At 63.8% G+C, this 18,045-nt stretch carries 25 protein-coding genes; 4 read left to right on the forward strand and 21 right to left on the reverse strand.

Features of this window, described 5'->3' with window-relative positions; genetic code table 11:
• Positions 1-85 precede the first annotated feature (85 nt).
• The 15 genes from rpsQ to rpsL form a co-directional block, all read right to left on the reverse strand.
• Positions 86-355, reverse strand: coding sequence for a 30S ribosomal protein S17 (gene rpsQ / locus IP65_RS01720; protein ID WP_022675054.1), 270 nt, complete (start codon positions 353-355; stop codon positions 86-88).
• An 11-nt stretch (positions 356-366) separates the two neighbouring features.
• On the reverse strand, positions 367-573 hold the full coding sequence (gene rpmC, locus IP65_RS01725; protein WP_022675055.1) for a 50S ribosomal protein L29: 207 nt from the start codon (positions 571-573) through the stop codon (positions 367-369).
• A 9-nt stretch (positions 574-582) separates the two neighbouring features.
• Positions 583-1,017 (reverse strand): 50S ribosomal protein L16, encoded by a 435-nt coding sequence (rplP, locus tag IP65_RS01730; protein WP_022675056.1) that lies wholly within the window; start codon positions 1,015-1,017, stop codon positions 583-585.
• 22 nt (positions 1,018-1,039) lie between these two features.
• Positions 1,040-1,735, reverse strand: a complete 696-nt coding sequence (rpsC, locus tag IP65_RS01735) for a 30S ribosomal protein S3 (protein WP_022675057.1) — start codon at positions 1,733-1,735, stop codon at positions 1,040-1,042.
• A 3-nt stretch (positions 1,736-1,738) separates the two neighbouring features.
• On the reverse strand, positions 1,739-2,116 hold the full coding sequence (rplV, locus tag IP65_RS01740; RefSeq protein WP_022675058.1) for a 50S ribosomal protein L22: 378 nt from the start codon (positions 2,114-2,116) through the stop codon (positions 1,739-1,741).
• Positions 2,116-2,394: a 30S ribosomal protein S19 gene (gene rpsS, locus IP65_RS01745; RefSeq protein ID WP_022675059.1), complete on the reverse strand. Its 279-nt coding sequence runs from the start codon at positions 2,392-2,394 to the stop codon at positions 2,116-2,118. Before rpsS ends, rplV begins: the two co-directional genes overlap by 1 nt.
• 6 nt (positions 2,395-2,400) lie before the next feature.
• Positions 2,401-3,237 (reverse strand): 50S ribosomal protein L2, encoded by an 837-nt coding sequence (gene rplB, locus IP65_RS01750; protein ID WP_054130541.1) that lies wholly within the window; start codon positions 3,235-3,237, stop codon positions 2,401-2,403.
• A 16-nt stretch (positions 3,238-3,253) separates the two neighbouring features.
• A complete protein-coding gene (locus IP65_RS01755) occupies positions 3,254-3,559 on the reverse strand; it encodes a 50S ribosomal protein L23 (protein ID WP_022675061.1) in 306 nt (101 codons plus the stop codon).
• Positions 3,552-4,175 carry a 50S ribosomal protein L4 gene (rplD, locus tag IP65_RS01760; protein WP_022675062.1) on the reverse strand — a complete coding sequence of 208 codons (624 nt, stop codon included), beginning with the start codon at positions 4,173-4,175 and terminating at the stop codon, positions 3,552-3,554. The genes IP65_RS01755 and rplD overlap by 8 nt, the downstream gene beginning before the upstream one ends.
• Positions 4,176-4,178: 3 nt before the next feature.
• Complete coding sequence (rplC, locus tag IP65_RS01765; RefSeq protein ID WP_022675063.1) at positions 4,179-4,904, reverse strand: 50S ribosomal protein L3; 726 nt, start codon at positions 4,902-4,904, stop codon at positions 4,179-4,181.
• Positions 4,905-5,233: 329 nt separating this feature from the next.
• Entirely contained in the window at positions 5,234-5,545 is a 312-nt protein-coding gene (rpsJ, locus tag IP65_RS01770; RefSeq protein ID WP_011444906.1) for a 30S ribosomal protein S10, read from the reverse strand.
• A gap of 146 nt (positions 5,546-5,691) precedes the next feature.
• The gene (gene tuf, locus IP65_RS01775; protein WP_022675064.1) at positions 5,692-6,882 is read right to left on the reverse strand and encodes an elongation factor Tu; all 1,191 of its coding nucleotides are present in this window, start codon (positions 6,880-6,882) and stop codon (positions 5,692-5,694) included.
• Between the two features lie 89 nt (positions 6,883-6,971).
• Complete coding sequence (fusA, locus tag IP65_RS01780; protein WP_028657518.1) at positions 6,972-9,044, reverse strand: elongation factor G; 2,073 nt, start codon at positions 9,042-9,044, stop codon at positions 6,972-6,974.
• A 104-nt stretch (positions 9,045-9,148) separates the two neighbouring features.
• Entirely contained in the window at positions 9,149-9,619 is a 471-nt protein-coding gene (gene rpsG, locus IP65_RS01785; protein ID WP_022675066.1) for a 30S ribosomal protein S7, read from the reverse strand.
• Positions 9,620-9,724: 105 nt separating this feature from the next.
• Positions 9,725-10,096, reverse strand: a complete 372-nt coding sequence (rpsL, locus tag IP65_RS01790) for a 30S ribosomal protein S12 (protein WP_022675067.1) — start codon at positions 10,094-10,096, stop codon at positions 9,725-9,727.
• Positions 10,097-10,615: 519 nt separating this feature from the next.
• Here rpsL and IP65_RS01795 point away from each other — a divergent pair.
• Positions 10,616-11,299 carry an energy transducer TonB gene (locus IP65_RS01795; RefSeq protein WP_054130542.1) on the forward strand — a complete coding sequence of 228 codons (684 nt, stop codon included), beginning with the start codon at positions 10,616-10,618 and terminating at the stop codon, positions 11,297-11,299.
• Positions 11,300-11,377: 78 nt separating this feature from the next.
• Here the strand turns inward: IP65_RS01795 and IP65_RS20740 are convergent, their stop codons facing one another.
• From IP65_RS20740 to IP65_RS01815, 4 genes are all read right to left on the reverse strand, one after another.
• Positions 11,378-11,860: a MarR family winged helix-turn-helix transcriptional regulator gene (locus tag IP65_RS20740; protein WP_082349703.1), complete on the reverse strand. Its 483-nt coding sequence runs from the start codon at positions 11,858-11,860 to the stop codon at positions 11,378-11,380.
• Positions 11,861-11,951: 91 nt separating this feature from the next.
• On the reverse strand, positions 11,952-12,398 hold the full coding sequence (locus IP65_RS01805) for a hypothetical protein (RefSeq protein ID WP_022675070.1): 447 nt from the start codon (positions 12,396-12,398) through the stop codon (positions 11,952-11,954).
• A 38-nt stretch (positions 12,399-12,436) separates the two neighbouring features.
• Positions 12,437-12,835 (reverse strand): hypothetical protein, encoded by a 399-nt coding sequence (locus IP65_RS01810; RefSeq protein ID WP_231627512.1) that lies wholly within the window; start codon positions 12,833-12,835, stop codon positions 12,437-12,439.
• Positions 12,836-12,901: 66 nt separating this feature from the next.
• Positions 12,902-13,450: a helix-turn-helix transcriptional regulator gene (locus tag IP65_RS01815; RefSeq protein WP_054130543.1), complete on the reverse strand. Its 549-nt coding sequence runs from the start codon at positions 13,448-13,450 to the stop codon at positions 12,902-12,904.
• A 253-nt stretch (positions 13,451-13,703) separates the two neighbouring features.
• Here IP65_RS01815 and IP65_RS01820 point away from each other — a divergent pair, with 253 nt between their 5' ends.
• Both IP65_RS01820 and IP65_RS01825 read left to right on the forward strand, forming a co-directional pair.
• The gene (locus tag IP65_RS01820) at positions 13,704-15,350 is read left to right on the forward strand and encodes a sensor histidine kinase (RefSeq protein WP_054130544.1); all 1,647 of its coding nucleotides are present in this window, start codon (positions 13,704-13,706) and stop codon (positions 15,348-15,350) included.
• A gap of 13 nt (positions 15,351-15,363) precedes the next feature.
• Entirely contained in the window at positions 15,364-15,990 is a 627-nt protein-coding gene (locus IP65_RS01825) for a response regulator transcription factor (protein WP_054130545.1), read from the forward strand.
• Positions 15,991-16,104: 114 nt separating this feature from the next.
• On the opposite strand, the gene IP65_RS01830 is transcribed toward IP65_RS01825, so the two are convergent.
• Together IP65_RS01830 and IP65_RS01835 are read right to left on the reverse strand one after the other, a co-directional pair.
• Complete coding sequence (locus IP65_RS01830) at positions 16,105-16,950, reverse strand: class III extradiol dioxygenase family protein (RefSeq protein WP_022674798.1); 846 nt, start codon at positions 16,948-16,950, stop codon at positions 16,105-16,107.
• Entirely contained in the window at positions 16,947-17,447 is a 501-nt protein-coding gene (locus IP65_RS01835) for a protocatechuate 4,5-dioxygenase subunit alpha (RefSeq protein ID WP_231627513.1), read from the reverse strand. The genes IP65_RS01830 and IP65_RS01835 overlap by 4 nt, the downstream gene beginning before the upstream one ends.
• Positions 17,448-17,560: 113 nt before the next feature.
• Here IP65_RS01835 and IP65_RS01840 point away from each other — a divergent pair, with 113 nt between their 5' ends.
• Positions 17,561-17,935 carry a hypothetical protein gene (locus tag IP65_RS01840; protein ID WP_054130546.1) on the forward strand — a complete coding sequence of 125 codons (375 nt, stop codon included), beginning with the start codon at positions 17,561-17,563 and terminating at the stop codon, positions 17,933-17,935.
• Positions 17,936-18,045: the final 110 nt, after the last annotated feature.

Here is an 18,045-nt window from a genome sequence, read left to right on the forward strand (position 1 = left end):
TCCGGTTCCTTCTCACTGGCTTGCCGGAACCAGTCCGGCAGTTCCAAAAACGTGACGCTCCCTAAGACCGAGAACGGACGTTTTGTCAAACGTCCGCTTCGATCGCGGCGGTCTTCCCAGCCAGAACCCGGTCGATAACCTTCCAGGTCTTGAGCTTGGAGTACGGCGAGGTCTCTTCGATCCGCACCGTCTCGCCGGTCTTGAAGGCATTCGCCTCATCGTGGGCGTGATACTTCTTCGAGCGACGGATGATCTTCCCGTACAGCGGGTGCTTCACCTTGCGCTCGACCTTCACGACCACGGTCTTGTCGGTCTTGTCGGAAACCACGGTCCCGATCAGGATACGCTTGGGCATCGTGTGTCTCCTTAAGCCTTGGCAGTGCGAGCACGCTCGCCCTGCAAGGTCTTGATCCGCGCGATGTCGCGGCGCACTTCCTTGATGCGCGCCGGACGCTCCAGCTGGCTGGTCGCCGCCTGGAAGCGCAGGTTGAACTGTTCGCGCTTCAGCTCGGCGAGGTCAGCAGTAAGCTGGTCGTCGCTCTTGACGCGGAGGTCTTCGAACTTAGCCATCATTCCTACTCCTTACTCGCCACCAAGGTGCGAGGTATCGCCGAGGCGAGCCACAACCTTGGTCTTGATCGGCAGCTTCATCGCAGCGCGGCTGAAAGCTTCGGCGGCCAGGGGGCCGGCGACGCCGTCGAGCTCGAACAGGATCTTGCCGGGCTTCACGCGGGCAGCCCAGTATTCCACCGAACCCTTGCCCTTACCCTGACGGACTTCTGCCGGCTTCTTGGTCACCGGAAGGTCAGGGAAGATGCGGATCCAGAGACGGCCCTGGCGCTTGATGTGGCGGGTGATCGCGCGGCGAGCCGCTTCGATCTGACGAGCGGTGACCCGCTCCGGTTCCATGGCCTTGAGGCCATAGGAGCCGAAGTTGAGGTCGGTGCCGCCCTTGGCGTTGCCGTGGAGACGGCCCTTGAACGCCTTGCGGAACTTGGTCTTCTTGGGTTGCAGCATGGTGCTAGCCTATCCTCAAGCCTCAGCGCGCCGGACGGACGCCAGAGGTCTGTGCCTCAAGCATCAGGCGGTCCTGCGCCAGCGGGTCATGACCCAGGATCTCGCCCTTGAAGATCCAGGTCTTGATGCCGATCACGCCGTAGGCGGTGTGGGCTTCGGCTTCGGCGTAGTCGATGTGCGCGCGCAGGGTGTGCAGCGGAACGCGACCTTCACGGTACCATTCGACGCGGGCGATTTCCGCCCCGCCGAGACGGCCACCGCAGGTGATCTTGATGCCTTCGGCACCAAGACGCAGCGCGGACTGAACAGCGCGCTTCATCGCACGGCGGAACGCCACGCGACGGACGAGCTGGTCGGCAATGCCCTGGGCAACGAGCTTGGCATCGATTTCCGGCTTGCGGATTTCAACGATGTTCAGCTTCACGTCGCTGTTGGTCAGCTTGGCAAGCTTGGCGCGGAGCTTTTCAATGTCCGCACCCTTCTTGCCGATGATCACACCCGGACGGGCCGCGTAGATCGAGATGCGGCACAGCTTGGCCGGACGCTCGATCACCACCTTCGAGATCGCTGCCTGCGGCAGGCTCTCGACGATGAACTTGCGGATCTGAAGGTCTTCCTTCAGCAGCTGCTGGTAGTTGCGCCCTTCGGCGTACCAGCGGCTGTCCCAGGTGCGGTTGATCTGCAGACGCAGACCGATGGGGTTCGACTTGTGACCCATGGCTCAGGCCTCCTCGACTTCACGGACGACGATCCGAAGGCGCGAGAACGGCTTCAGGATGCGGGTCGACTTGCCACGACCACGGGTGTGGAAGCGCTTCATCGTGATCGACTTGCCAACCGAGGCTTCCGCCACGACGAGCGCGTCGACGTCCAGGTTGTGGTTGTTTTCCGCGTTGGCGATCGCCGAAGCGAGCACCTTGCGGGCGTCAACCGCCATGGCCTTCTTCGAGAAGGACAGGACATTGAGGGCGTCTTCAGCCTTCATGCCGCGGATCAGGGCAGCAACCAGGTTGAGCTTCTGGGCCGAACCACGAATGTTCGTGTTGACGGCCAGAGCTTCCTTGTCACCGACCCGGCGGGGAGCAGCAGACTTGCTCATCAGCGCTTACCCTTCTTGTCAGCGGCGTGGCCGGGGAAGTTGCGCGTCGGCGCAAATTCACCAAGCTTGTGGCCGACCATCTCTTCGCTCACGGAGACGGGGATGAACTTCTGCCCGTTGTAGACGTTGAACGTCAGACCAACGAACTGCGGGATGATGGTCGAACGACGCGACCAGGTCTTGATGGGGCCAGCGCGGCTGCCAGCATCCTGGGCCACTTCGGCCTTCTTCAGGAGGTGCAGGTCGACGAAGGGGCCCTTCCAGACGGAACGTGCCATGGGGTCTTACCTCTTCTTCTTCGCGTGGCGCGAACGAATGATGAACTTGTCCGTCTTCTTGTTGTGACGGGTGCGGGCGCCCTTGGTCGGCTTGCCCCACGGAGTGACCGGATGACGGCCACCCGAGGTGCGGCCTTCACCACCACCGTGCGGGTGGTCGACCGGGTTCTTTGCCACACCGCGCGTCAACGGACGACGGCCAAGCCAGCGGTTACGACCGGCCTTGGCAAGATTCTGGTTCGAGTTGTCGGGGTTCGACACGGCGCCGACGGTGCCCATGCAGTCGCCACGCAGGTAGCGCTGCTCGCCCGAATTCAGGCGAACGATCACCATGCCGCGGTCACGACCGACGAGCTGGACGTAGGTACCGGCCGAACGGGCGATCTGACCGCCCTTGCCCGGCTTCATTTCCACGTTGTGGATGATGGTACCAACCGGCATCTGCGACAGGAGCATCGCATTGCCAGGCTTCACGTCGGTCTTCTCACCGGCAACCACCACGTCGCCAACAGCCAGGCGCTGCGGCGCCAGGATGTAGGCCTGCTCACCGTCTTCGTACGTGACGAGGGCGATGAACGCGGTGCGGTTGGGATCGTATTCGAGACGCTCGACAGTGGCCGGCATGTCCCACTTACGACGCTTGAAGTCGATGAAGCGGTACTTCTGCTTGTGGCCGCCCGCGATACCGCGGCTGGTCACGTGGCCCTTGTTGTTGCGGCCGCCGGTCTTGCTCTTGCCTTCGGTCAAAGTCTTGACAGGCTTGCCCTTCCACAGAGCCGACTTGTCGACGAGGACCAGGCCGCGGCGTGCGGGGCTGGTCGGGTTATAGCTCTTGAGTGCCATGGTCTATGCCTTCGCCTCAGATACCGCTGGTGACGTCGATCGACTGGCCCGCGGCCAGGGTCACGACGGCCTTCTTGACGTCGGTGCGCTTGTAGGGCTTGCCCTTCCAGCGCTTGGTCTTCCCCTTCTGGGTCAGCGTGTTCACCTTGGTGACCGTGACATTGAAGAGGGCTTCCACCGCCGCCTTGATCTCCGGCTTGGTCGCCTTTTCGGCAACCTTGAAGACCACGGCATTGTTTTCGCTCAGCAGCGTCGCCTTTTCGGTGATGTGGGGAGCCACGATCACGTCATAGTGACGCGTGTCGATTGCGTCCTTAGCCATTGAAACGCGCCTCCAGCTTCTCGACCGCGGCGCGCGTCAGCACCAGCGTATCATGCTTCAGGATGTCGTAGACGTTGGCGCCGATGGCGGGGAGCACGTTGACGCCGACGATGTTGCGGGCCGCGCGGGCAAAGCCCTCGTTGACCTGCTCACCATCCACGACGAGCACCTTCTTGCCGAAGCCGGCCTTGGCCAGCGTACCGGCCAGCGCCTTGGTCTTGGCGTCGGTCAGTTCCAGGCTGTCGATCACGACCAGGCCGTTCTGGGCCTTGGACGAGAGCGCCATCTTGAGACCGAGAGCGCGCACCTTCTTGTTCAGCGAAACGCTGAAGTCACGAACGCGCGGACCATGGGCCTTGCCACCGCCGATGAAGATCGGGGCCTTGCGGTCGCCGTGACGAGCGGTACCACCACCCTTCTGACGGCCGAACTTCTTGCCGGTGCGGGCAACGTCCGAACGCTCGCGAGCGCCACGGGCCGTGCCACGACGGTTTTCCAGCTGCCAGGTCACAACGCGGTGCAGGATGTCGGCGCGCGGTTCGAGACCGAACACGTCATCTGCGAGTTCCACGTCGCCGGCGGCCGAACCGTCCAGATTGAGGACTTGAACCTTCACGACTTAGCCCTCCTGGCCATCGGCGGCTTCGGGAGCGGCCTGTTCGTTGGTGTTGGCGGCCTTGAGACCGGCGGGATAGGGCGCCTGCGCGTGGCGATCGACCTTGACCGCGTCACGAACGAGCAGCCAGCCGTTCTTCGCGCCAGGGACCGAGCCCTTGACGAAGATCAGGCCGCGCGCATCGTCGGTGCGAACGATTTCGAGGTTCTGCTGGGTGCGCTGACGGTCGCCCATGTGGCCGGCCATCTTCTTGTTCTTGAAGACGCGACCCGGATCCTGGCGGTTACCGGTCGAACCGTGGGCACGGTGCGAGATCGACACGCCGTGCGTGGCGCGCATACCGCCGAAGCCCCAACGCTTCATGGCGCCGGCAAAGCCCTTGCCCTGGGTGTGGCCGGTGATGTCCACGTACTGGCCAGCAACGAAGTGCGAAGCGGCGATGCTGGCACCGACATCGAGCAGCGCGTCATCAGCGACGCGGAACTCGGCGACCTGCATCTTCAGCGGCACTTCTGCCTTGGCGAAGTGCTCGCGCTGCGGCTTGGCAACGTTCTTCTGCTTGGCTTCGCCAGCACCCAGCTGAAGCGCGACGTAACCGTCACGTTCGGCAGTGCGGACCGAAACCACCTGGCAATCTTCAAGCGAAAGGACGGTGACCGGCACGTGCCGACCATCTTCCTGGAACAGGCGGGTCATACCCACCTTCTTCGCGATCACGCCGGTGCGCATGATCTCATACTCCTCACAGAGGCCTTCGAGGGCCCATCCCCCAAAGGCGTGTTCAGCCCGTATAAGAAGCATGCCCCGTCCGGGCTGAGTGCCCCTGCCTGAACAGGAGCGAACGGGGGACGCTTTCCCGACCCTTGGCGCCGCACCCGAAGGCAGCGGCAGGAGGCCGGAGGTATCCCTTTTGTCGCGGCAGAACGAATTTTCCGCCAAGCCAGCCTCAGGGCCGGAAGAGATGATGGATCACAAGTGACCCAAAACTGGAAACCGATGAGGCTCGGTCAAGCCGCCCTGCCCGCCACACATGTGGGGGCGGGGCCAGGGCGCTGGCATCAGGCCAGCTTGATCTCGACGTTCACGCCGGCAGCGAGGTCCAGCTTCATCAGCGCGTCGACAGTGGCAGCGTTGGGCTGCACGATGTCAAGCAGGCGCTTGTAGGTGCGGACTTCAAACTGTTCGCGCGACTTCTTGTCGATGTGCGGACCGCGGTTGACGCAGAACTTCTCGATGCGGGTCGGCAGCGGAATGGGACCACGAATCAGGGCGCCGGTGCGGCGGGCGGTGTCCGCGATTTCACCAGTGGCCTGGTCCAGTACGCGATGATCGAAGGCCTTAAGGCGAATGCGGATGTTCTGGGCTTCCATGTCCGTTTACCGATGCGAAAGAGCGAAAACAAAAACCAGCCGCCCTACCCTCTGATCCCCTCCCGATGGATGGGGAGAAAGCGGGGCGACTGATCAAAAAGACCGTCCGGCGGGAGAGCGAATCTCCCGCCGGTCCGGCGCCTATATTACTTCGTGATCTTGCTGACAACCCCCGAACCGACGGTCCGGCCGCCTTCGCGAATGGCGAAGCGAAGACCTTCGTCCATGGCGATCGGCGCGATCAGCTTGACCGACAGGGTGAGGTTGTCGCCCGGCATCACCATTTCGGTGCCTTCGGGGAGAACCACTTCACCGGTGACGTCGGTGGTGCGGAAGTAGAACTGCGGGCGGTAGTTGGCGAAGAACGGCGTGTGACGGCCACCTTCGTCCTTCGACAGCACGTAGACTTCGGCGGCGAATTCGGTGTGCGGCGTCACCGAACCGGGCTTGGCGAGAACCTGGCCACGCTCGACTTCTTCACGCTTGATGCCACGGATCAGGGCGCCAACGTTGTCGCCAGCTTCACCCTGGTCGAGCAGCTTGCGGAACATTTCCACGCCGGTGACGGTGGTCTTCTGGGTGTCCTTGAGGCCGATGATTTCGACTTCTTCACCCACCTTGACGATGCCGGTTTCGATACGGCCGGTCACCACGGTGCCGCGACCCGAGATCGAGAACACGTCTTCGACGGGCATCAGGAAGGGCTTGTCGGTCGGACGCGGCGGCTGCGGGATGTAGCTGTCGACAGCGGCCATCAGCTCGGTGATCGAGTTCTTGCCGATGTTGTCGTCGCGACCTTCGAGAGCGGCCAGAGCCGAACCCTTGACGATCGGAATATCGTCGCCCGGGAAGTCGTACGACGAGAGCAGTTCACGAACTTCCAGTTCGACGAGTTCGAGGATTTCCTCGTCGTCAACCTGGTCGACCTTGTTCATGTACACGACCAGAGCCGGCACGCCGACCTGGCGGGCGAGCAGGATGTGCTCGCGGGTCTGCGGCATCGGGCCGTCAGCAGCGTTCACGACCAGGATCGCGCCGTCCATCTGGGCGGCACCGGTGATCATGTTCTTCACATAGTCAGCGTGACCCGGGCAGTCGACGTGCGCGTAGTGACGGTTGGCAGTTTCATACTCGACGTGTGCGGTCGAGATGGTGATGCCGCGTTCGCGCTCTTCAGGAGCCTTGTCGATGTTCGCGTAGTCCGTGAACGTCGCGCCGCCGGTTTCGGCGAGGACCTTGGTGATCGCTGCGGTCAGCGTGGTCTTGCCATGGTCAACGTGACCGATGGTGCCGATGTTGCAGTGCGGCTTGTTCCGCTCAAACTTAGCCTTGGCCATTGTTCAAACCTTCTATTCGCTTGTCTGTGAATTCTGCGGGGTACGGCACCCGACGGAATCAGGCGCCGCCCCTAGCCTGATCAGAGTGATCAGGCAAGCTTCTCCTTGACCTCAGCCGCGACATTCGCCGGAACTTCGTCATAGTGAGAGAACTGCATGGTGTACTGCGCGCGACCCTGCGTGAAAGAACGCAGCTGGTTCACGTAGCCGAACATGTTCGCGAGCGGCACCATGGCGTCGACGACCTGGGCATTGCCCCGGCTGTCGGTACCCTGGATCTGGCCACGACGCGAGTTCAAGTCGCCGATCACGTCACCCATGAATTCCTCAGGGGTCACGACCTCGACGCTCATGATCGGCTCGAGCAGCTTGATGCCCGACTTCTGAGCCGCTTCACGCATGGCACCGCGACCGGCGATTTCGAAGGCCAGGGCCGACGAGTCGACGTCGTGGTAAGCACCGTCGTAGAGCAGGATTTCGAAGTCGATGATCGGGAAGCCAACCAGCGAACCGGTGGCTGCCGTTTCGCGCATGCCCTTTTCAATCGCGGGGATATATTCCTTGGGAATATTACCGCCCTTGATTTCATCCTTGAAGATGATGCCCGAGCCGCGTTCGCCCGGCGTGATCTTGACCTTCACGCGGCCGAACTGACCGGTACCACCCGACTGCTTCTTGTGCGTGTAGTCGAGGTCCACCGGCTTGGCGAGGTATTCGCGGTAGGCCACCTGGGGCGCGCCCACGTTGGCTTCCACCTTGAATTCGCGACGCATGCGATCGACGATGATGTCGAGGTGCAGTTCGCCCATGCCCTTGATGATCGTCTGACCCGATTCGTGATCGGTCGAGACGCGGAACGAGGGATCTTCGGCAGACAGGCGATTGAGCGCGATGCCCATCTTTTCCTGGTCGGCCTTGGTCTTGGGCTCCACCGACAGTTCGATAACCGGCTCGGGGAATTCCATGCGTTCGAGCACGATCGGCGCGCGTTCGGCGCAGAGCGTGTCGCCCGTGGTGGTTTCCTTCATGCCGGCCAGCGCGATGATGTCGCCAGCGAACGCTTCGTCGACGTCCTTACGGTCGTTGGCATGCATTTCGAGCATGCGGCCGACCTTTTCCTTCTTCTGCTTCACCGAGTTCAGGTAGGTGCCCTTGGTGAGCGTACCCGAATAGATGCGGATGAAGGTGAGCGAGCCGACGAACGGGTCGTTCATGACCTTGAACGCCAGAGCCGAGAACGGCGCGTCGTCCTTGGGCGGACGGCTGTCCTTCTCGTCGCTGTCGACCTTGACGCCCTGGACGTCTTCAATGTCGAGCGGCGAAGGCAGGTAGTCGACCACGGCGTCGAGCAGGGGCTGCACGCCCTTGTTCTTGAACGCCGAGCCGCAGCACACCGGCACGAACGAGTGGTTCAGCGTACCCTTGCGGATCAGCTTCTTGAGCGTTTCGGCGTCGGGCTCGTTGCCTTCGAGATAGGCTTCCATCGCCTCGTCGTCCTGTTCGACGGCGAGTTCGATCAGTTCCGAACGGTAGATCGCGGCTTCATCAGCCAGGTCAGCCGGGATTTCTTCGTAGAAGAATTCGGCGCCGAGCGATTCGTCCTTCCAGATGATCGCGCGGTTGTTGACCAGGTCGACCAGGCCCTTCAGATCGGCTTCGAGACCGATCGGAATGTAGAGCACGGCAGGCTTGGCACCGAGGCGGTCGATGATCGACTGCACGCAGTACTTGAAGTTGGCGCCGGTGCGGTCGAGCTTGTTGATGAAGCACATGCGCGGCACGCCGTACTTGTCGGCCTGGCGCCACACGGTTTCCGACTGCGGCTCAACGCCGGCAACGCCGTCGAAGCACGCAACCGCACCGTCGAGCACGCGCAGCGAACGTTCGACTTCGATGGTGAAGTCGACGTGGCCGGGGGTGTCGATGATGTTGATGCGGTGGTCGTTCCAGAAGCAGGTCGTCGCGGCCGACGTGATCGTGATGCCGCGTTCCTGTTCCTGTTCCATCCAGTCCATCGTCGCAGCGCCGTCGTGCACTTCGCCGATCTTGTAGGACTTGCCGGTGTAGTAAAGGATGCGCTCGGTCGTCGTCGTCTTGCCGGCGTCGATGTGCGCCATGATACCGATGTTGCGGTAACGCTCGAGCGGATGGCTGCGGGCCATGGTGTGTTCCTTGGGTTCGGGAAGGGCCGGATTGCTCCAGCCCACCCCATATGGTTACTGCTGTGACCGTTTGAAGACGGCCACGTGACCAGTTTTTCGGAAGCTTACCAGCGGTAGTGGCTGAACGCGCGGTTGGCGTCGGCCATGCGGTGGGTGTCTTCGCGCTTCTTCACGGCGTTGCCACGGTTGTTGGCGGCATCCAGCAGTTCAGCCGACAGGCGGGCCGACATGGTGGTTTCCGAACGGTTGCGGGCGGCCGTGATCAGCCAGCGAATCGCCAGGGCCTGGGCGCGCTCGGGGCGCACTTCCACGGGAACCTGGTAGGTGGCACCACCAACGCGGCGCGAACGCACTTCGATGTGCGGCTTCACGTTGTTCAGCGCATCGTGGAACAGCTGAACCGGGTCAGCCTTGGCACGGGTCTGCATGGTGTCGAGAGCGCCATAGACGATGCTTTCGGCAACCGACTTCTTACCATCGAGCATGAGGTTGTTCATGAACTTCGACAGAACCTGATCACCGAACTTCGGATCGGGCAGGATGACCCGCTTTTCCGGACGACGACGACGTGACATGTTGAATTCCTTCTGATCGGGCCAGCTTCAAGGCCAGCCGCTCATTCCGGCAAGGCGGCCTGGCGGAGCATCACCTGCCCCCACCAGCCGCGCTTGCGGCCACCATTACTTCGGACGCTTGGCGCCGTACTTCGAACGGCTCTGCTTGCGGTCCTTGACGCCCTGCGTGTCAAGCACGCCGCGCAGCACGTGGTAGCGCACGCCGGGAAGGTCGCGCACACGGCCGCCGCGGATCAGCACCACGGAGTGTTCCTGCAGGTTGTGGCCTTCGCCGGGAATGTACGAAATGACTTCGCGGCTGTTGGTCAGACGGATCTTGGCGACCTTGCGGAGAGCCGAGTTCGGCTTCTTCGGGGTGGTCGTGTAGACGCGGGTGCAAACGCCGCGCTTCTGCGGGTTCTGCTCCATCGCAGGGACCTTGCTCTTGGCCTTCTGCGGGACGCGACCCTTGCGGATCAGCTGGTTGATCGTAGGCATGAAGTACTCTTCACCTTGGTTATGGCAACGCCGGAACAGGTGAAGGAAAGACGCCTCATGCAATGGGTCGGCACTGCGCAGCACGAGGCCGCAGCGCATGACGCATCGAATGAGCCGAAAACACTCCACCCAGGCCAACGGCACCGGGTTACTTTGACGGCTGGCATCCCGGCAGGCGCCCTTGCCGATTCGGCAAGATCCAACCCAAAGGGAAAAGGGCCACCCATGGCGGATTACCGCCACTTGCAGCCCCATGCGCACCGGCAATGTTCAGCTCTTTAACTGGCCGGCAGCACGCAAATGCATACCGGAACGAGTGCGCCCCTACGCCAAAGGGCCGATCCGGTCAAGGCAGGCGCCACGGTGCAATTACTACCAGCGCAGTTGAGATTTCACTTTGTCACGTCCTGACATGTGATACCATCACCCTTGCAACGCCCGCCCCACGCGCTTGGAGCGCGCAGGCGTTGCCCGGCAGGCACAATCAGGCCGCCGGTACATGGCTGAGAGGAGAAACGCATGGCTTACGTCGATCAGACTGCCCGTCGTCCTTCGCTGCGCATCGGCCTTGCGGTCGGCCTGCTCCATCTGGGGGTGGGCGCCGCACTCCTCACCACGTTCGCGGGCGGCGCGATTACGGCGGTGATCCACCACACCCTGCAGGGGAACAACTGGACCTATGTGCCACCCCCGCCGCCCAAACCAACCACGACGCCCGTGCGCAAGCCGCCGCCAACCGCGCCCACGCATATCGACACCACGCCGCCGGTCATCGACAAGCTGGCCCCGGCCAATCCGCTGCCCCAAACTGGCCCGAGTACGCTGCCGCAGATCGACGACGGACCCGTGGTGATCCGGCCAACCGAGCCCTTCTTCCCGCCGCCGCCCGAACCGCAGCCCCAGGCCACCCCACAGCGCGCCACACCCAAGGGCAATCCCGGCGACTGGGTCACGCGCAACGATTATCCTGGCCAGGCGGTGCGCGAGGGCTGGACCGGCGTAACCCGGTTTCGGCTAACGATCGGCCGCGACGGGCGCGTCGCCGATTGCGCGATCACCGCCAGCAGCGGGCACGATCTGCTGGACGCTACGGCCTGCGCACGCATCGCCAGCCGTGCGCGGTTCGCCGTCGCTACCGATGCTAGTGGTGCGGCCACCACGGGCATCTACCTCGGCTCGATCCGCTGGGAGCTGGATGAATAGGGCCTAGCGCTGAGACAGCAAAGCCCGGCTGCAAGCAGCCGGGCTTTGCTACACGCCTGCCAGACATCAGCCTGGCCTTCAGTCAGCGGTCATTTCAAAGGAAAAGGCTGGCGCCGGGCGTGGCTGGTCGGTTGCGAGCGTGGACTGCGCGACCGCGCCCATCGCTGCCTGCCAGTTGAGCATGAGATCGGTCATCGCCGCCAGGCCGCGCGTGGTCAGGCACACGAACGTGCGCCGGCCATCGCGACCATCGTCCTCGCGCTCCACCAGGCCGCGCGCTTCCAGGATGCGCAGCCAGCGCAGCGCCGTGGTGGGCGGAACGTTGGCGCCGATACAGGCGCTGGTCGTGGGCACGCGGCGCGCCTCTGCCGCGGCGATGAACAGGTCGAGCAGGATATCCCAGGTTGGCTCGCCAAAAAGGTCTGCCGCCAGGAACCGTTCGCGCCGCCGCCGCGCGGCATAGACTTCGCGGGCCATCGCCAGCGCTGGCGCCGGGATGGCCGGGCGCGGCACACCGGCAGTGGGTGCTGCTGCCATGATCTGCTCGTTTCGGAAGGTCATGCTCTGCACTCCATCACTACGGCGCGCGGCGGCTCGCATCGATCGCACCGTCATGCCGCCCTCCCCGCTGGAGTCAGCATGGCTGCAGCGATCAGGTCAGCCGCCAGCCATGATAGTCGCCCAGCCGGCGCGCGCGGTGCATGTGCGCGGCCGTGCCAAAGATCAGCAGCAGCAGTTGCAACGAGAAGGGAACCTGCGTCATCACCCAGTACGCCTTGCGCACCATGGCCAGCTCCCACAACTTGGCGGCGTGGCCGAGCACGACCAGCGCCTGCGCCGCGCTGACGGCCAATGGCCAGGCGCGGTTGGCGCGCAAGGCCACCCACAGCAGGACGATGAACGCCCAAAGATCGATCACCAGGTGACCGGGATTGACCGCAAACCATGCGGGATCTCCGAAGATTGCGTGGTTGGCAACGTCGAGCGCGAATGTCGCGAGCAGGATCGCCGCCACCGACTGTTCAGGTTCGCCGCCCTTGCGGGCGGCGAACAGAACGGCGCAGGCCAGGAGAATGCGAGGTAGCCAGAGCGAGAGCATCGGCCGTCACATCCTCCATACCCATGCCGGAGACAAGGTCAGGCTGCGTGCGCCAGGGGCGCCATCACCCCACCGGACGCATCGGCCGGATCGACCAGCGTCGCGGTCTTGGGGCATTCGTCATTGCCGCCCATGGTTTCGGCCGCAATGGCACTGAGCCGGCCGTGCACGCGCGCCAATTCGCCACCCGCATCGACCATCGCCTGCTGGCTCTTGAGCAGGCGCATCAGCGCATCCTGCCCGAGGAACGGCGGCAGCCCCGCCTCACGCCGCGCAGACACCATCGACGAAAGCAGGTTGGCCTGGCGGATCAGCGCCTCGTCCAGCGCCGCTTCCGCCTCGTGCAGATCGCGGGTTACGCGCAGTTGCGCCACCGCCGGCGTCATCGCGCCAGCCACTGCGGCCCGAACCGTATTGTTGTGCTTGGTATTGGTCATCGTCATCTGCCTCCACACGACACCACCGGTGCCGTCCCCATGTTGATGCGGAGGAGATCCGACAGGTTAACGATCCACGATCCTGGACAACTGCGAGAACATCGTCAGCCCACCCAGGACGGTGAGGATCAGGACCATCGCGATAAGGGCCGTTGCCCCCAGTCGCATCAGCGTCCCGTAAGGTCCGTCGAACATCTCCGGAAGGACACGATGATACCCTTGGTCCATGGTGGCGGACGCTTGCGTGGTGGGATGATCCCCATCATCGCCACCTTCGTCTACCGGGGCTTCGGGCTCGTCTTGTCCTTCGCTGTCCTTGTGCGTCGGAATGATGACCTTGGCGACATCCTGCGAACCATATACGGGTTTTACGGATACCCTGGCAGACCCTGTTTCTTCCAGTAAAAGCCTATATGCCTGAGCCACTTCGCTACGCGAGGTGACGCCCAGCTTGCCCCGTGCCAGCAGAATGCGCTGATCGACCGTATAGGGCGAGATACCCAGTATCCGGGATATCTCCTTCGAGGTCTTGTGCTGGATCAGAAGGTTCAGCACCTCGCGCTGCTTGGCCGTCAACGCATCAAGCGGCGAGGAAGAGGAAGGCGATCCGGTCATGACTTGCCTCCCATCCTATCCGCAGCGCCAGGTGCATGCCAGCCCGCAACCCACAGGATGCGAATCAGCGCCGGGTCAAGTCGGTGCCCCGTATCGGTATTCATGAACCGGCAAGCATGGTCGATGGCATAGCCCCCTGTAACAATGGTTAACGTAAAAGCCCACCCGCCGGGAGCGCAATCCGATTGCATATCCGCGATGGGCGCCACATATCCTTTTCCATAGGGAGACCGCAGGCTTGGAGATCCGTCACATGTACGCGCGGCGCAGCGGCAAGGTATTGGCGTTGTGCCGGCTGACGATGGCCGCGATGTTCATGGCCGGCATCGTGTTCTCTCCCGATGTGGCGCTGCGCAATCCCGGCATCACCCGGATACTGGCTGGTGGCTATGTCTTCTGGGTCATCATCCTCGCCTGCGCGGCCTGGACGGATTGGTGGTATGATTGCCGCCTGGCCCCGGCCGCGCAGGTGATCGATTTCGTGGCATTTGCCGGCGCGATCTATTTTACCGAGCGCCCGCAAGGCGTGCTGACCGGGCCGTTTCTGGTGTTCGGCACGTTTCTGCTGCTGGTTGCCCTGGTGCGCTGGGGCACGATCGGCGTGGCGACGACCGGCATGGGCCTGTTCTTTGCCGCGATCGTGCCGGCCGGGATGCTGACGCTTGGCGGGGCCGCCCCCGATCCGCTGCGCTTCGTGCGTGGGCTGATCTGCATGGTCGTGGTGTCGATGCTGATGCTGTGGCTGGCCAGCCGCCAGCGCGGGCGGCGCGTGGTGACCCTGCCCGAACCAGCCGGCCCTCCCGGCGCGCGCCGCAACCGCGTGTTGGCCAGCGCCTTGCGCCAGGCCTGCCTCACCATGGGGGCACGCGGCGCGGCCCTTGCGGTGGCTTGGGGTGACGAGCCCTGGATCGATCTGCTGATCGAAGACGATGGCCGCGTTACGAGCGAGCGCCAGGGCCCGAGCGCCCTGTCCACGGCCCTGGCCATGCCTGCCCCGCCCACTCTGTTCGATCGCCAGCGCGCGCGCCGCATCGGCCTGCCGGCGGAGCACCAGTTGGTGATCGAGCGCAGCACTGCCGCCATTCCGCTGGCCGAGATCTGCGGCGTCAACGAAGGCATTCTTGCCACGTTCAGTTCTGTTTCCAGCCAGGGGCAACTGCTGGTCTGGGGCATTCCCGCCATGGCGGTGGACGACCTGCCGTGGATGAGCGCCCTGGTGCGCGAGATCGGCCTGGCGCTCGACCGCGAGGAAATGGCCACCCTGGCCAAGAGCTCGGCCGTGGCCGAAGTGCGCAATGCCCTGGCGCGCGACCTTCACGACAGCGTCGTACAGTTCCTGGCCGGCACGATGTTCCGGCTCGAGGCGCTGCGTCGCCGCCTGCGCGACGGCAAGGACCCTGAGGGCGAAATCGTGGCGATGAAGGAAGCGCTGCGCCGCGAGCAGGCGCAGTTGCGCGTAATGATCGACCGACTGCGCCGCGGCGAGGACGGTGATCGCGCTGCCGACGTGACCGAGGAATTGCGCAGCCTGGTCGAGGAAATGTCGGCCCACTGGCGCGTCCAGATCCGCTTTGACGGACAGACCGGCCCGCTGCCGGTGCCGATCCATCTTGCCTATGAATTGCGACAAATGGTGCGCGAGGCTGTTGCCAATGCCGCCCGACATGGCCAGTGCAGCGAAGTGATGATTTCGCTCCACCACGACGGGTCCACCCTGACCGTTACGATTGCAGACGACGGGGTTGGCTTTCCAGGGGCGGGCCAGTTGTGCCAGCCGCGCTCGATCACCGAGCGCGTGGCGGCACTGGGTGGCCGTGTGCGCATCGCCGAACATTCCAACAACCATCTGCGCCCGGGCGCCCGCCTCGATATCGAAGTGCCCACCCGCATCAATGCATGACAGGCCTGAAGGCATGACCACGATCCTTGTTGCTGACGACCACGGCTTTATCCGCGCTGGCGTTGCCGCCGTGCTGCGCGATAGCCGCTTCAAAGTGGTCGCCGCCACGGCCAGCGGCGAGGAAACGCTGGACGCGATCGCCACCCACGATCCCGAAATCGTCGTGCTGGATATCAACATGCCCGGCATGAACGGGGTCCAGGTGCTCGAAACGCTGCGGGCCCGGGGCGATCGGCGGCGGGTCGTGCTGCTGACTGCCGAGCTGACCGATCGCAATCTGCTGGCGGTGATGCGCGCGGGCGTCGAGGGCATCGTCTCCAAGGATGGCGCCGGCGATGAACTGATCGATGTGCTGGCCAAGGTGGAGGAAGGCGAACGGGCCATTTCGGCAGACCTTCTGCAGCGCGCGCTTGACCTGTCGCTTCATCCCGAGGCCACCGGGCCGCTCGATCGCCTGAACCCACGCGAGCGGCGCATCGCCCGCCTGGTGGCGCGCGGCATGCGCAATCGCGATATCGGCGCGGAACTGAATATCGGCGAAGGCACCGTGAAGGTTTACCTTCACGCCATGTACCAGAAGCTGGGCATCGACAACCGCACCGAGCTGGCCCTGATGGCCGTCAACGACATGGCAGACTAAGGCCGTAGACCACCGCGAGGGCTTCCAAAGAGAACCGGCGCGCCCTCCCCCCCAGGAAGACGCGCCGGCCTATCGGCCCGTATGCCACGGGCACGGGCCAAACCTGCCAAGCTGTCAGGTCGGGGTCAACACCAGCGTTGCTGCGGCCGTATTGCTGATCGGGATGTGATAATTCCGCGTCACTTCGGCATGCGGCCCCTGGCCCAGCGCGCCACGCGCGGCGATCCAGTTGACGATCTCCACCCCTTGCGTGCCGGCGATCGCGGCAACCTCTTCCGTCGAATGGCGCAACAGCGCCTCGGGATCGTTGGCCAGGTGATCGAGGCAGAAGCGGTCATAGTCGGCATTGATGAACCCGGCGCGCGCGCCATCCAGCTGATGCGACAGGCCGCCCGATCCGATCACCACCACGCGTGTATCATCCTGCCAGGATTGCAACGCGCGGTGCACGGCACGGCCCAGATCATAGCAGCGCTGCGGCGAGGGTAGCGGGTATTGCACGGTGTTTATCGCAATCGGCACGATCTTCACCGGCCAGGCCGCCACGTCGGGATAGGCGAGCTCGAACGGGATCGACAGGGCGTGGTCGACCTTCATCTTCTGGCACATCGTGATGTCGAACCCGCTGCCGACCAGTTCCTCGATAATGTGCCAGGAAAGCCCGGGATCGCCTTGGAAAGTCTTGTAAACCGGCAGGCCCCAGCCTTCATCCTCGTTGGGATAGGCCGCCGCTGCGCCCACCGCGAACGTGGGCATGGCATCGAGGAAGAAGTTGAGCCCATGATCGTTGTAGAACACAATGGCCACGTCCGGGCGCGCCTGCGCCAGCCACGTGCGCACCGGTGGATAGCCATCGAAGAACGGCTTCCAATAGGGCTCTGCCTGGGCGCCGCGCGCAATCGCGCCGCCGATGCCGGGAACGTGGCTGCTGAAATAGCCACCGATGATCTGCGCGCTCATGCCGCCACTCCCACGTCATTGCTGGCCGGGGCGCAGCCCGCGGCCTCACCCTGGTCGAGCAGGTATTGCTTGAATTCGGCCACGCTCATGCCGGTTTGCAAGGCGCCGAGATCTTGCACGTTGAGGCCAAAAATGCCCGCCAGCTTGGCCAGGTAATAGACATTGCCACCTGCCTCGATCATCGCCAGCACATCGCGCCGCGCCACCGCATCGCGCTGTTCGGGCGTAAGGTTATAGCGCCGGCAGTAGGCGTCTTCGTCGGCCAGGAATGCGGCGCGATTGGCCGTGTCGTTGAATGAAAAGCACATGGCATTCAGTTCGAAACCGCGGCTGGCGAGTTCACCATCGAACAGCAGCGTGCCGGCGATCCCGCGCCGCAGTGCCATACTTTCAGGGTTGGTCATCGCTGCATCCTCCATGCCCATCCGCCCTGGTCCGGTGACGGATCGGGCCACCTGTGCAAGATAGCCCAGCCGCGCGCCGCCTCCTTGACGCATGTCAAAAGCGGCAAAAGCGCGGGATAGTGGGTGCAGGAGCCATCGATAGGGATGGTTACGCAAGGGGCTGACCGGGCTTTTCAAGCCTTGCCAAACCCCGTCTAGGCAGGGTCATGGCCCTGACCAATGCCGAACGGCAACGCCGCTATCGCCAGAAACTCAAAGCCCGCGCATCGGGAGAGGCGGCAGGCGATCTGGTGCGCGCGATGGTGGACCGGGCGGTTGCCGTCCTGTGGCGCGTGCGCGCCGCCGCCGCCCCCGAAGACGCCTTGATCGTTCCGGCCGGGCTGCCAGCAGATCTGCCCACCACCCCGCCCTCGCTGGACGCATTCCGCGCCACGCTAGCGCGGCATCCCGCCAGCCTGCTCGCACTGTGCCGCACCACGCTGCAACGCAGCCAGGCGCTTGGCCTGGAAGAGCGCGCCTTGCTCTGCAGCCTGCTGGAGATCGAGGCCGCATTAAGGCTGTCCCGTCCCCGCCAGCCCTAGTTATTTGGGCCAATTGGCCCGGCGCAAACGGAAAAAGGGCTGCGGTTCGCCGGCAATGGCGTTAACACTGTTTTACAAAGATCCGCCGCAGGGATTCGCCCGGCGCGGCC

The organism is Novosphingobium sp. AAP1 (genome assembly GCF_001295765.1).
Classification (GTDB): domain Bacteria; phylum Pseudomonadota; class Alphaproteobacteria; order Sphingomonadales; family Sphingomonadaceae; genus Novosphingobium; species Novosphingobium capsulatum.